Raw genomic sequence first — 12,484 nt, 5'->3', positions numbered from 1 at the left:
GCAAGCGAGAAGCAGGCCTAGCCAGCCTTTTTGCGATGGGTTGAGAATGTAAAACCGGCGCCATCCGTCTCAACCTCTTCCCGTCGGAACGTTGCCATCGTGGCGCCACCCGCCAAGGGGGAAAACTTGCAGTCCAAGCGCCGCCCGTCAGCCAGCCTTGCATGATCTTGCCAAGCGTCACGCGGGCCCATTTCGGCCGCGAAATCTTCGGCGCGATCCCAGATTGTGGTTGGGGCGGAAACGGCGCGCCAATGGTTGCAGACCGCGCAAAAATTGCCTTCGGCCCCCAATGATCCGGCTGGATCATGGTCCCAAAGTTCGGAATAGGCGGCGTTGGACATCACCAAAACACCCGAGGCTGAAAACACGGCAATGGCCGCATCGACGGCATCAATCACCGCTTGCCCCAGTTCAAGATCGGCCCGATAGCGCCGTGTTTGCGTCATTTCATCGGAGATATCTTCGAAAGACAAGGCAAGCGCGCGATTCGGGTGTGGCCTGCCGGTGACGTGATAGGTTTGCCCGCTGGAAAGGCTCCATGTTTCTTCATAGAGGCCCGAGGCGGCGGCCTCTTCTATATCGGTGATTTGGTTGCGCCAGCTTTTGTAGTTGCGCGGCTCGGGGATCATCGACGCCTCACGCAAAGCATCAAAAAATGTTGGCAGTGTGGGCCGTTTTGTCAAAAGATCTGGAGACAGGCCTGTCAGATCAAGCAAGGCGGGGTTGAACAATGCCAGCCTTCGGTCATGGTCAAAAATCGCAAGGCCAGTTGGCAGGTGTGCAAATGTTTTGGTGAGCGTTTGCATAAAGGAGTGCAGGCCCTCTTCGGCTTTTACGGTTTTATCGGCCGGTAGCGCATAAAATTGCCGTTCCTCAAGATGCTTAAACTCATACAGGTCAAACCAACATGGGGTGGCATTTGTCTGGGAAATGTACTTTTTACGCGTCCCTAGCATGGGATCTTGGCCAAGCTGCCGCTGGAAAAGCTTGGGCAGGGGCCATGTCAGGTCTTCGTCAGGGCCTAAGCCTTCGGTTGCAAGGTCCAGATAGCATGCGTTGGCCCAAATGACATCTCCTGCTTCGGATTCTCGCCAAATCGGCAGGGGCGCTTTGGCCGAGATTTGCCGCAACTGTTCCAATTCATCGCGTATGGCGCGGCGCGTTAGCGGATCAAGGGCTGCCTTGGCGCCGGAAAGCTCGGTCTCGATCACGCTTATTCTGGTAAGCCCGCCACGGAGTTCGGCCCGCAATAACAAGGGCGAACCACTGCCATCCTCGGCGCTGCCCATCGTCAGGCTGCCCTGCGTTGCAAGTGATTCTAGCTGCGTCGAGACACCGGGAAACTTTTGCTCAAGGTAGCTTACCAATCCTTGCCAAGCTAATGTTTTGTCTTGGCAAACCTTTGGCAGCAGGTTTCGCGCAACCGGTGTCGCATCAATCAACACCTTGTTATCGAACAGATATTCAGCATCGCCATAGGCTTCGAGGAAAACGCTATCTGGCCCAGGCTGCGCCTTTTTCTGCAAAAGCGACAACAGCAAAAGACCCAGAAATGCCGAAAAAATACCGGTCACCAAAAAGGTAATCGCATGCGAATGATCGAATGTCACGACTGGCCCTCAACGTTGCGTTCACTACAGCCTGAGGTTGAGACCAAGAGTATTAACGCCGCGTTAATGCTCTTGGGAATTGTCAAACGTTTCTCAATTATAGTGGGAACGCATCAGCCACATTGCAGCCCAAATCCCTAACCAACGATCGGTGTGTTCTCGCCCAGCGTCCCTTGCTCTTGCGCCGCAATGTCGGGCAATGCCCAAATCAACTCGACGATCGCGCCGCACCGCGCTGGGCGGTCGGCTGGTGATTTTGCCGAGTCGTGGCCGTTTGCAAAGGATACCTCGGCCCCCGACCGTTCCAACAGAGTTTTGGCGATGAAAAGGCCAAGGCCCATGCCCTCATAGCCCGGTCGGGCCTCTTGCTTTTGCGCAGGGCTACGTTGCCGGACAAAAGGGTCGCCGATACGGCCAAGGATGTCGCTGGAATAGCCGCGGCCATCGTCAACCACCCGAATGGTCAGCGCCTGATTGGTCCACTCGGCATCAATCCAAACAGTGGTTTCCGCGAAATCTACGGCGTTTTGGATCAGGTTTCGAATGCCATGGATCACCTCGGGTTTGCGTTGGATCGTGGGTTGCGACCGTGGCGCGCCTGCCGAAGGGCGCAGGTCAAAAATGATCTTCTTGCCGCGATTGGCATGGGGCTCTGCGGCATCTTTTAGCACCGCCCCAAGCGGCGCACGCATCAGGTGCAGGTCATTCTTACCCGCAGCCCCCATAGAGCGCAAAATATCGCGGCAACGGTCGGCTTGATCCTTAATCAATTGCGCATCATCGCGCAGCTCGGGGTGGTCGGACAGCTCTTCGATCAGCTCGGTACTGACAAGTTTAATCGTAGCCAAAGGTGTGCCCAATTCATGTGCGGCGGCAGCTACAACACCGCCCAGATCGGTTAGCTTTTGCTCCCGCGCAAGCGCCATTTGTGTGGCCAAAAGCGCATCTGACATGGATTGAATTTCAGATGAAACACGGTGCGAATACAGCCCGAGAAATAAAATACCGATGACGATCGAGAGCCAAAAGCCAAACTCTAGCAGACTCGGCACGGTTAGGGTGGTGCCATCGGCATAGCTTAGGGGGATGTTAAAAAAGGCGGCGAGGCTAATTAGCCATATCGCCATCAGGCCCAGAATGATCGTTGTTCTGGATTGCAACGCAAAGGCCGAAATGATGACCGGTGCAATGATGAGCAGCGCAAAAGGGTTGGTTAGCCCGCCCGTCAAATAGAGCAGAAATGACAGCTGGGCCAAATCGAACAGCAAGACCAGCATTGCCTCTATATCGGTCAGCCGCCGGTTCATCGGGTACACGACCGAAGACACGAGATTGGCAATAACCGATGCGCCCACGACGAGGCAGCACAGCCCAAGCGGCAAGCCGAGGCCAAGGTAAAAGTAGGCCACAGTGATTGCGGCAAGCTGGCCTGCGATGGCCATCCAGCGCAAAACGATCAAAGTGCGCAGCCGCAATCTGTTCTCGGCGCCTGAACCGAAATAGGATCCCGTCCCAGATTCTATCATTCCATTGCCCCGCCAGCACAAAAAGACTATCTCCACTGATAAGAGGCGCTTGCCGGGGTTTCAACGTAAACCCTTCACAGGCGCCTAAGGATGTGTCGCGAGTGAGGATGAGGGAATGACCAAAATTTACGCCGGTATTGCTGTGGCCGCTATGGCTGCGCTTTTGGGAGGGTCCGCCTATTGGGTCTATAGCAACCAGTCGGGCGATAAATATGCCGAGTGCCGTGGTGGTCAGGTTGGGGGCGGGTCGATCGGCGGGCCGTTTACGCTGATGAATTCCAAGGGCGAAACGGTGACGGATACAGATGTGATCACTAAGCCGTCGCTGGTTTATTTCGGCTACACATTCTGCCCCGATGTCTGCCCGCTGGATAACGCCCGCAATGCCGAGGCCGTGGATATTTTGGAAGAAATGGGTCTGGACGTGACTCCGATCTTTATTTCCATCGATCCCGCGCGCGATACGCCCGAAAAGATGGGCGAATTTGCCTCTATCATGCACCCCAAAATGATCGGGCTTACCGGCAGCGAAGAGCAGGTTAAAGCCGCCTCTCTTGCCTATAAAACCTATTACAAAAAACAAGACTCGGGGGATGAGTTTTATCTGGTCGATCACTCGACCTTTACCTATCTTATGATGCCAGGCCTTGGATTTATGGATTTCTTTAAACGTGAAACCACACCTGATGAGATGGCCGCAACGGTCGCGTGCTTTATTGAGAAAAGCTGAGCGCGGGGGCGCTAAGACTGGCCGACGGAATGGAACAAACGAAGGTGCTTAAATGTCCGAAGATCTAAAACTAGAAATCGGTGCCGATGCGACGCTTCTTTTGGTCGATGATGACGAGCCGTTTCTGAAACGTCTGGCGCGGGCGATGGAAAAGCGCGGGTTTTCGGTGGAAACCGCTGAAACCGTGGCAATGGGCAAAGCGATTGCACAATCGCGGCCACCTGCGTTTGCCGTTGTTGACCTGCGGCTTGAGGACGGGAACGGCCTTGACGTGGTTGAGGTGTTGCGCGAAAAACGCCCTGATTGCCGGATCGTCGTGTTAACTGGCTACGGCGCGATTGCGACAGCCGTTGCTGCCGTTAAGATTGGCGCGATTGACTATCTGTCCAAACCCGCCGATGCGAATGAGGTGACAAACGCCCTGCTGTCGCGCGGAGAAACCTTGCCAGAGCCGCCCGAAAACCCGATGTCGGCCGATAGGGTGCGCTGGGAACATATTCAACGCGTTTATGAAATGTGTGATCGCAATGTGTCTGAGACCGCACGTCGGTTGAACATGCACCGCCGTACTTTGCAGCGTATTCTTGCCAAACGCAGCCCACGCTAACCTTATCTGTTAGCGCCCCAAGGGGGTTATAGCTGTGACATCAGGTCGGCGTGCCGCGCCACAAATGCGGCGCGCACTTGGACGGGCGGGCGCAGTTCTATCGACAACCCTTTGATAAGCTGGGCGGTTTGTTTGCCAAAAATCTTATCGGCCTCGGACGTGGAAAAGCCTGCGATATGCACGGCCTCTAGCCATGCCGAAACGGTATCTGCGGCCTTGATCGCCTTTTTGATGGCCGCGGGCAGAACGGCGGGCAGGCCAAACCGAATGTGGATCGCGGCGGTCAACCGGTCATCCAGCGCTCCATAGCCCGGCCCAACGGCGGCCTTTACAGGGCTGATCATATCACCAATCACATACTCGGGCGCATCATGTAACAGCGCCGCCAATTGCCAGCGCACAGCCTCACCCGGGTTGGATTTGCGGAAAATCTGTTCGACCAACAGCGAGTGTTCGGCGACAGAATAGGGCCAGTCGCCAACGGTTTGCCCATTCCAGCGCGCCACAAAGGCCAGCCCATGCGCGATATCCTCGATCTCTATATCCATCGGCGTCGGGTCCAACAGGTCCAGACGCCGCCCCGACAGCATACGTTGCCATGCGCGTGGTTGCTTCATTCAAAGTTTCTCCGCCGCATTATCTTGCCGATACCCCTGCCTGACATTGCCCTGACCCCACTTCAGTGCTACCTGACCCACAATTAAACTTTTGCCAAGGAGCACGGGGTATGTCGCAAGATTACATCGTTAAGGACATTGCACAGGCTGAATATGGCCGCAAGGAATTGAACATCGCCGAAACCGAAATGCCGGGCCTGATGGCGCTGCGCACGGAATTTGGCGCGGCCAAGCCTTTGAAGGGCGCGCGGATTGTTGGGTCGTTGCACATGACCATTCAGACCGCCGTTTTGATTGAAACGCTGGTCGAGCTGGGTGCCGATGTGCGCTGGGCGTCGTGCAACATCTTTTCGACTCAAGACCATGCCGCCGCTGCGATTGCCGCGGGTGGCACGCCGGTTTTCGCGATCAAGGGGCAAACCCTGACCGAGCATTGGGATTACCTTGACCGCTCGTTCATGTTCCCCGAAGGCGCGAACATGATTTTGGACGATGGCGGCGATGCAACGCTGTACGTTCTGCTGGGCGCCCGCATGGAAGCTGGCGAAGACGTGCTGGCCGTGCCGCAGTCTGAAGAAGAAGAAGTGATCAAGCTGCAAATCCAAAAGCGTATGGCGGAAACCCCCGGTTGGTTTGCCAAAACACGCGCGGCGATCAAAGGTGTTTCCGAGGAAACCACGACAGGCGTTCACCGCCTTTACGATCTGCACAAAAAGGGCCAGCTGCCTTTCCCTGCGATCAACGTAAACGACTCTGTTACCAAGTCGAAGTTTGATAACAAATACGGCTGCAAAGAATCGCTGGTTGATGGCATCCGCCGCGCGACCGATACGATGATGGCTGGCAAAGTGGCTGTTGTTTGCGGCTACGGCGATGTTGGCAAAGGCTCGGCTGCATCCCTGCAAGGCGCTGGCGCCCGTGTGAAAGTGACCGAAGTAGACCCGATCTGCGCGCTGCAAGCCGCGATGGACGGGTTTGAAGTGGTGTTGCTGGAAGATGTCGTCGCAACTGCCGATATCTTTGTCACCACGACCGGCAACAAAGACGTGATCCGTATCGAGCACATGCGCGAAATGAAGGACATGGCGATCGTTGGCAACATCGGCCACTTTGACAATGAAATCCAAGTTGCCGGCCTGCGCAACCACAAGTGGACCAACATCAAAGACCAAGTGGATATGATCGAGATGCCCTCCGGCAGCCGTCTTATCCTGTTGTCGCAAGGCCGTTTGTTGAACCTTGGCAACGCCACGGGCCACCCTTCGTTCGTGATGTCGGCCTCGTTCACCAACCAGGTTTTGGCGCAGATTGAACTGTGGACCAAAGGCGACGAATATGCGCCCGGCGTCTACATTCTGCCAAAGCATCTGGATGAGAAAGTGGCACGTCTGCATTTGGGCCGCATTGGTGTAAAGCTGACCGAGCTGCGCAAGGATCAGGCGGATTACATCGGCGTCCCTGTCGAAGGCCCCTTCAAGCCCGAGCATTACCGCTACTAATACCGCAATTTACGCGTTTTAGGTACCAAGGCCCGGCATAATTTGTCGGGCCTTTTGTATGGCTGTCCCTACGGCAGGGGTGAAAATCGCCCAACTTTTCCCTTTGTTTGGACCTGCCTTTGGTCCTAATGTCTCAAACGAAGGCCCGATACGGGGCTTGTGCGACGACATACCCAACAAGGAGCGACACGAAATGAGCAAGAGAGACGAGTTGATTGCGAAATACGCCGATGATCTGCGCAACAAGTGCAAAATCGAACCAGATATGGCGTTGTTGACCAAAGTAACCATTGGCTGCGGCCCTGCAATCTATAACGCTGACAGCGCGACCGTTGCTGGCACCGACCCGTCCGAGCTGGAAACGGTTAAGAAAAACTTCTTGATGAAAAAGCTTGGACTTGCCGATAGCCCAGCCTTGATGGAAGCCATTAACGCCGTCATCAACACCTATGGCAAATCCGAGCCCAGAAAGCACCGCGCCGTGGTTTACTATATGCTGGCCAAGCATTTCGGCAAAGAATCTGTCTACGCCTGAATTGGGCCTTTCGCGGTTTTGACAGCATTGGTCACGCCGCGTTTTGCATCACATTCAACACCCGCCCAGAATATGGCGCGGGTGTTTTGCATTGCCAATCTATTAAAAACCAAAATGATTTTGCCTAAATTGCCAAATGTTTGGCCTTTGCGGCGAATCTAACTTTCAGCTAAACCAAAGAGATAGAGCAGTATGCTCGGGACCTTTTCAAACAGAACACGTGTGGTGCTAAGGGAGCGCGTGGTGTGGGAGGAGGGTCCTGATGGGGTCGGGGCCCTCCAACTTATACGCAGAGTTCATGTGTGCGGGCGCCTATTGCGTCAGGCCGCCCATGCGCAGCACGATCGCCCATTCCTCGGGCGTAACAGGCTGCACCGACAGCCGCATGCTTTTGACCAAGGCCATGGTTTCCAGCCCCGGCTGAGCCTTGCAATCTTCCAATGTCACGGGGCGCACTAGCGGCTTTACCGCTTTTATCATCACGCAATCCCAACGCGGATCGTCGGTGGTGCTGTCAGGAGCGCTTGTCCGGCACACCTCAACAATTCCCACAATTTCTTTGCCGATGTTGGAATGGTAGAAAAACCCAAGGTCGCCCAGTTGCATCGCCCGCATGTTGTTGCGGGCCTGATAGTTGCGCACGCCGCCCCATTCTTCGCCCGCAGCACCCTTGGCCACCTGATCGTCCCAGCTCCACGTATCGGGTTCGGATTTGAACAGCCAATAGGCCATCAGCCGATGACCTTTTTCCATTCCGTGATCGTCACAGACGCGAACAGCCCTGCCCTTGCATAGGGGTCGGCTGCTGCCCACTCTTGGGCCTGTGCCAAAGTTTCGACGACCAAAACCACCAATGATCCGTTCATTTCGCCTTCGGGTGACAGCAATGGACCCGCCATTTCAACCACGCCTGTGGCCTCGATATAGTCCAAATGGGCGGTGCGATTGTCCTTGCGGACCTGCAAGGCACCGGGTTTGTCATGGCAAAAAAGGGCTACGCGCATCGGGGTTACTCCTGTTTCAAAGGGCGAGACATGAGGGCGTGGATCGCATCCTCAAGCGTGATTTTGTTTTGGGTTAGGGCCGCGACCATCTGGGTCACCGGCATATCTATACTGTGGGTGCGGGCCAGTTTAGCCACGGCTTGCGCGGTCGCAACCCCTTCGACGGTCACGCTTGCGTCAAATGCGGCACCGGCCCCCAGCGCCGTGCCAAACCGAAAATTGCGCGATTGTTGTGACGTGCAAGTCAGCACCAAGTCGCCGAAACCCGACAGCCCACTAAGTGTTTCGGACCGTGCGCCAAGATGCAGCGCCAGCCGTTTCATTTCAACAAAGCCGCGCGTCATCAGGGCGGCCCGCGCGCTTTCACCCAGCCCTGCGCCGATGACCACCCCCGCCGCAATCGCAATCACGTTTTTCAGTGCGCCACCAAACTCGGCCCCAGTCACATCGGTGGTCCGGTACAGGCGCAGCACATCGGTTGAAAGCTGGTGCTGCAATGCCTCACCCGCCGCATCATTGGCGCAGGCGAGCGTAAGCGCGGTCGGCAGGCCCTTGGCGATATCGCTGGCAAAGCTGGGCCCTGTCAAAATCGCCGCCACGGCATTGGGGCAATGTGCAGCAATAACGCCGGTTGGGCCAAGGCCGGTTGTCAGATCAACGCCTTTGCAGCAGGCCACCAGATTGTGGTTTTGAAATAGCGTGGCATGATCGGCCAGAAAGCGCCCCATCGCTTGGGCCGGCAGCGCAAGCAACACGGTTTTCGCCTGTGCGACTTGTTCCAAATCATCGGCAATCGTCACTAACGCTGGCAATTCCGCCCCCGGAAGCCGCGCAATATCGCGCCCCGATTGCCCGCGCCCCCACAGGGTAACGGGTTGTTTGGCACCTAAAGTTATCGCCAAAGCGCCGCCAAACGCACCCGCGCCGATGATGCCAATCATGCCTTGGCCCCCTTTTTACCATAGCCAAGCAGTGCCGGGCTGGTTTGGTCCAATGGCCAGCGCGGGCGGGCCGAAAGCGTTAGGTCGTCGCGCTCGCCCAACCGAAACCGCTCTATCCCCGCCCAAGCGATCATCGCCGCGTTATCGGTACACAGCGCTAAGGGCGGGGCCAGAAAACGTACACCTGCATTCGCACAAACAGTCTCTAATGCCGCCCGAATGGCTTGGTTTGCGGCAACGCCGCCTGCCACTGCCAGCGCCGATACTTGCGAGATATCCAGCGCGCGGCGGGTCTTTTCGGCCATCACATCCACCACTGCCGCCTGAAAACCGGCGCACAGATCGGCGCGGTCGGCGCGGGTCATCCCACCCTTTTCGGCGATCACAGCATCCCGCGCGCGCAGCAAGGCGGTTTTTAGGCCGGAAAACGACATATCGCAGCCCGGCCTATCCAGCAGAGGGCGGGGCAGGGCAAAGCGTTTGGGGTTGCCCGCACGCGCCTCGGCCTCAACCATCGGGCCACCGGGTTGTGGCAGGCCCAGCACCTTGGCGACCTTATCAAATGCCTCACCGGGGGCATCGTCGATTGACCCGCCAAGGCGGGTAAAGCTGTCCGGCCCGTCAACGCGCAAGTATTGGCAATGCCCGCCCGAAACCAGCAGCATTAGGTACGGAAACGCCAAGCCATCGGTTAGCCGCGGTGTCAGCGCATGGCCCGCCAAATGGTTCACCCCGATCAGCGGCAGGCCCGTGGCAGCCGATAGCCCCTTGCCACACATCACGCCCGCCAAAACACCACCGATTAGGCCCGGCCCTGCGGTCACGGCAATGCCATCCAGATCCCCAAACCCCAAACCGGCCGCTGCCATCGCCTGCGCGACGCAACCATCGACGCGTTCGGCATGGGCGCGTGCGGCGATTTCCGGCACCACACCGCCAAAAGCCGCATGCAGGCTGGTTTGGCCTTCGACAATCGACGCAAGGATGTGCCGCCCATCGGGGCCGTCACGCACAATCGCGGCAGCCGTGTCATCACAGCTGCTTTCAATGCCAAGAAGGGTAATCGTGTTGTACATATCCTGCCCGTTGCCAGAGCGTTTTATAGCAGGTAACACCTGCACCATGGCCACACAATCCCGCCTGCCCGCCTTTCTGCTAACTCGCCCCGCCGCGCAGAGCCACCGCTTTGCCGCGCAACTGCATCAGCGCTTTGGGCAGGACATCGCAATTACGATCAGCCCGCTGCTTGCCCCCGCCTTTCTGGGTGCACCGTTTCCGCAGGGCTCGTTTGCGGCGCTTATCTTTACATCTGAAACTGGGGTGGCTGCGTTTTTGGCCAATTCGGCCCGTCCCGCAAGCCTGCCAAAGTTGGCCTATTGCGTGGGCGCGCGTACTGCAAATGCGGCCCGAAATGCGGGGTTAGAGTCTGTTTCGGCCGATGCAGATGCCGCCAGCCTTGTCGCGCTTATCCGGCAGCACGGTCAGCGCGGCCCGTTGTTGCATATTTGCGGCAGGCACACGCGCGGCGATATTGCGCAATCCCTAACCGATGCCGGTATCCCCACGCAAAGTTGTGTATTATATGACCAGATCGCCCAAGATTTAACCAAAGATGCAATTGCTGTGCTGCGGGGGGAACAGGCCGCTATGGTTCCCTTGTTCTCACCGCGCAGCGCCGCAGTATTCGGTAGCCAAGTGTTGGCACTGTCGCTTTCGTCACAGCCGACCTACGCTGTTCTAAGCAAAGCTGTGGGCGACTCTTTGTCCGAGGTAAAAAACGCAAAGCTGTGCTATGCAGACAAACCAACGGCCGCGTCGCTGATTGATGCAATCGCGAAATTTTATGCCGCGGCGTAGATGGCTTGAGCCTGTGGCCCAGTCGGTCTAGATTAAGGAAATCCCCGAAAATCCGGGGCGTTGAAATGGAGGCGCATTGATGGCAACCCCAAAGATCCCGCGCAAACGTGCGGTCAAGACTGTCCGGGATACTGCAGAGACCCCGCCAGCTGATGTGACACAAGTCGATGGCGCCGAGGTGGAAGCGGGTCAAGAGCCTGTGGAAGCCCCAGAGAGCTTGGTCGCAGATGCGCTTATGAAATCTGAAGCGCTCACGGAATCTGAAAAGCCTGCGGAATCTGAAGTGGTGGTGCAGTCAGAAATCCAAGCTGATGAAACCCCAATCGAACAGGCTCAGGCGGCAGAGGCCGAAACCGTAAAGGCCGAAATCGAAGACGCCGCTACTGAACAGGCACCAGACGCCCAACCAAGCCCCTTTTCGATCGATGCGGCTGAACATGGCCCAAATGAGGCCGCCGTTTTAGAAGAGCCGAAGGCCGAGCCTGAAGCCGCAGAGCTTGAAGAAAAGCCTGAGCCTCAGAAATATGAACCCCAAACTGAAATGCCTCGGCATGAAGCCGCTGCGACTGCGCCTCCGGTCGTGAAATCCGGTCCCGGCTTTGTGCCGCTGGTCTTGGGTGGGGTTATCGCCGCAGGGCTTGGCTTTGGCCTTGCCCAAGTGATGCCCGGCGTCTCGCCATTGCAAACCCAATTGGCCCAGCAGGCAGAAGACATCAAAGCCCTGCGCGCTGAATTGCAAGCCTTGCCCAAGGATGGCAATCAGGCCGTTCTGGAGGAGCTGAGCGCTGTTCGCGCAACCGCCTCATCTGCGCTAGAGGCTGCCCAAGCTGCCGCCTCCGCCCCGACAGAGGCCGCGCCAAGTGCCGATCTGACCGACTTACAGGACCGTCTGGCCGCGCTGGAAACACGCCCGGCGGCGGGTGGGGCTGTTGATCCTGCGATACTTTCCAACTTGACCACCGAAATTGACACGCTTCGCAGTGGCCTTGCCGACCAAAAAGCCGCAGCCGAAAAGCTGGTGGCCGAGGCCGAAGCCGTGCGCGCCGATGCCGCTGCCAAGGCGCAATCGGTGTTGCTGAAAGCCGCGCTCACCAATGTTGAGGCCGCGATGCAAAACGGCGCGCCATTTGCTGAACCGTTGACCGAGTTGACAAACGCCGGTCTGGCCATTCCTGCGGCCCTTTCGGAGAATGCCGAAAATGGCGTGCCGACCGTTGCAGCCCTTATGGCCAGCTTTGACGAACCCGCCCGTGCTGCATTGGAAACGAGCCTGCGCAACAATATGGGCAGCACTTGGACGGATCGTGTCGGGTCTTTCCTAAAGGCCCAAACCGGTGCGCGGTCGCTGACCCCACAAGAAGGCAGTGACGCCGACGCCATCTTATCCCGCGCGAATGCGGCTGTGGCGAAGGGCGACATTCAAACCGCCCTGACAGAAATTGCCACTCTGCCCGAGGCTGCGCAAGCCGCGCTTGCCGCTTGGGTAGCACAGGCTAAACTGCGTTTTGACGCACAAGCAGCGACTGTCGAATTGGCGACAGCGTTGAGCGAAAGGTAA

Annotated in this window: 13 protein-coding genes; 6 read left to right on the top strand and 7 right to left on the bottom strand. The window is 57.3% G+C overall.

Annotated elements, in window-relative coordinates; all coding sequences use genetic code 11:
* Window positions 1-17: 17 nt before the first annotated feature.
* Together ACEN2J_RS00915 and regB are read right to left on the bottom strand one after the other, a co-directional pair.
* The gene (locus ACEN2J_RS00915) at window positions 18-1,610 is read right to left on the bottom strand and encodes a PAS-domain containing protein (protein ID WP_442102498.1); all 1,593 of its coding nucleotides are present in this window, start codon (window positions 1,608-1,610) and stop codon (window positions 18-20) included.
* A gap of 137 nt (window positions 1,611-1,747) precedes the next feature.
* Window positions 1,748-3,136, bottom strand: coding sequence for a sensor histidine kinase RegB (gene regB / locus ACEN2J_RS00910; protein WP_442102496.1), 1,389 nt, complete (start codon window positions 3,134-3,136; stop codon window positions 1,748-1,750).
* Between the two features lie 115 nt (window positions 3,137-3,251).
* Between regB and ACEN2J_RS00905 the strand changes: the two genes are divergently transcribed.
* Window positions 3,252-3,866 carry an SCO family protein gene (locus ACEN2J_RS00905; RefSeq protein ID WP_442102494.1) on the top strand — a complete coding sequence of 205 codons (615 nt, stop codon included), beginning with the start codon at window positions 3,252-3,254 and terminating at the stop codon, window positions 3,864-3,866.
* Window positions 3,867-3,918: 52 nt separating this feature from the next.
* Window positions 3,919-4,473 (top strand): ActR/PrrA/RegA family redox response regulator transcription factor, encoded by a 555-nt coding sequence (locus ACEN2J_RS00900; protein WP_442102492.1) that lies wholly within the window; start codon window positions 3,919-3,921, stop codon window positions 4,471-4,473.
* Window positions 4,474-4,499: 26 nt separating this feature from the next.
* Here the strand turns inward: ACEN2J_RS00900 and ACEN2J_RS00895 are convergent, their stop codons facing one another.
* Window positions 4,500-5,090 carry a hypothetical protein gene (locus ACEN2J_RS00895; protein WP_442102490.1) on the bottom strand — a complete coding sequence of 197 codons (591 nt, stop codon included), beginning with the start codon at window positions 5,088-5,090 and terminating at the stop codon, window positions 4,500-4,502.
* Window positions 5,091-5,200: 110 nt separating this feature from the next.
* On the opposite strand from ACEN2J_RS00895, the gene ahcY reads away from it, so the two are divergent.
* Both ahcY and ACEN2J_RS00885 read left to right on the top strand, forming a co-directional pair.
* Complete coding sequence (gene ahcY / locus ACEN2J_RS00890) at window positions 5,201-6,589, top strand: adenosylhomocysteinase (RefSeq protein WP_442102488.1); 1,389 nt, start codon at window positions 5,201-5,203, stop codon at window positions 6,587-6,589.
* Window positions 6,590-6,782: 193 nt separating this feature from the next.
* Window positions 6,783-7,124, top strand: a complete 342-nt coding sequence (locus ACEN2J_RS00885; RefSeq protein ID WP_442102486.1) for a DUF2853 family protein — start codon at window positions 6,783-6,785, stop codon at window positions 7,122-7,124.
* 312 nt (window positions 7,125-7,436) lie between these two features.
* Here the strand turns inward: ACEN2J_RS00885 and ACEN2J_RS00880 are convergent, their stop codons facing one another.
* The 4 genes from ACEN2J_RS00880 to tsaD are packed head-to-tail and all read right to left on the bottom strand — an operon-like array spanning window position 7,437 to window position 10,145.
* On the bottom strand, window positions 7,437-7,856 hold the full coding sequence (locus ACEN2J_RS00880; protein WP_442102692.1) for an EVE domain-containing protein: 420 nt from the start codon (window positions 7,854-7,856) through the stop codon (window positions 7,437-7,439).
* Window positions 7,856-8,128 carry a YciI family protein gene (locus ACEN2J_RS00875; RefSeq protein ID WP_442102484.1) on the bottom strand — a complete coding sequence of 91 codons (273 nt, stop codon included), beginning with the start codon at window positions 8,126-8,128 and terminating at the stop codon, window positions 7,856-7,858. The genes ACEN2J_RS00880 and ACEN2J_RS00875 overlap by 1 nt, the downstream gene beginning before the upstream one ends.
* A gap of 5 nt (window positions 8,129-8,133) precedes the next feature.
* Window positions 8,134-9,069 (bottom strand): NAD(P)H-dependent glycerol-3-phosphate dehydrogenase, encoded by a 936-nt coding sequence (locus ACEN2J_RS00870; protein ID WP_442102482.1) that lies wholly within the window; start codon window positions 9,067-9,069, stop codon window positions 8,134-8,136.
* The gene (gene tsaD / locus ACEN2J_RS00865; RefSeq protein WP_442102481.1) at window positions 9,066-10,145 is read right to left on the bottom strand and encodes a tRNA (adenosine(37)-N6)-threonylcarbamoyltransferase complex transferase subunit TsaD; all 1,080 of its coding nucleotides are present in this window, start codon (window positions 10,143-10,145) and stop codon (window positions 9,066-9,068) included. Before tsaD ends, ACEN2J_RS00870 begins: the two co-directional genes overlap by 4 nt.
* A gap of 46 nt (window positions 10,146-10,191) precedes the next feature.
* Here tsaD and ACEN2J_RS00860 point away from each other — a divergent pair, with 46 nt between their 5' ends.
* Both ACEN2J_RS00860 and ACEN2J_RS00855 read left to right on the top strand, forming a co-directional pair.
* Window positions 10,192-10,926, top strand: coding sequence for a uroporphyrinogen-III synthase (locus ACEN2J_RS00860; RefSeq protein WP_442102479.1), 735 nt, complete (start codon window positions 10,192-10,194; stop codon window positions 10,924-10,926).
* Between the two features lie 79 nt (window positions 10,927-11,005).
* On the top strand, window positions 11,006-12,484 hold the full coding sequence (locus ACEN2J_RS00855; protein ID WP_442102478.1) for a hypothetical protein: 1,479 nt from the start codon (window positions 11,006-11,008) through the stop codon (window positions 12,482-12,484).

This window comes from Pseudorhodobacter sp. W20_MBD10_FR17 (genome assembly GCF_052119765.1).
GTDB lineage: Bacteria > Pseudomonadota > Alphaproteobacteria > Rhodobacterales > Rhodobacteraceae > Pseudorhodobacter.
The sequence above is the reverse complement of the archived record's forward strand: the minus strand, read 5'-3'. Positions and strand labels throughout refer to the sequence as shown.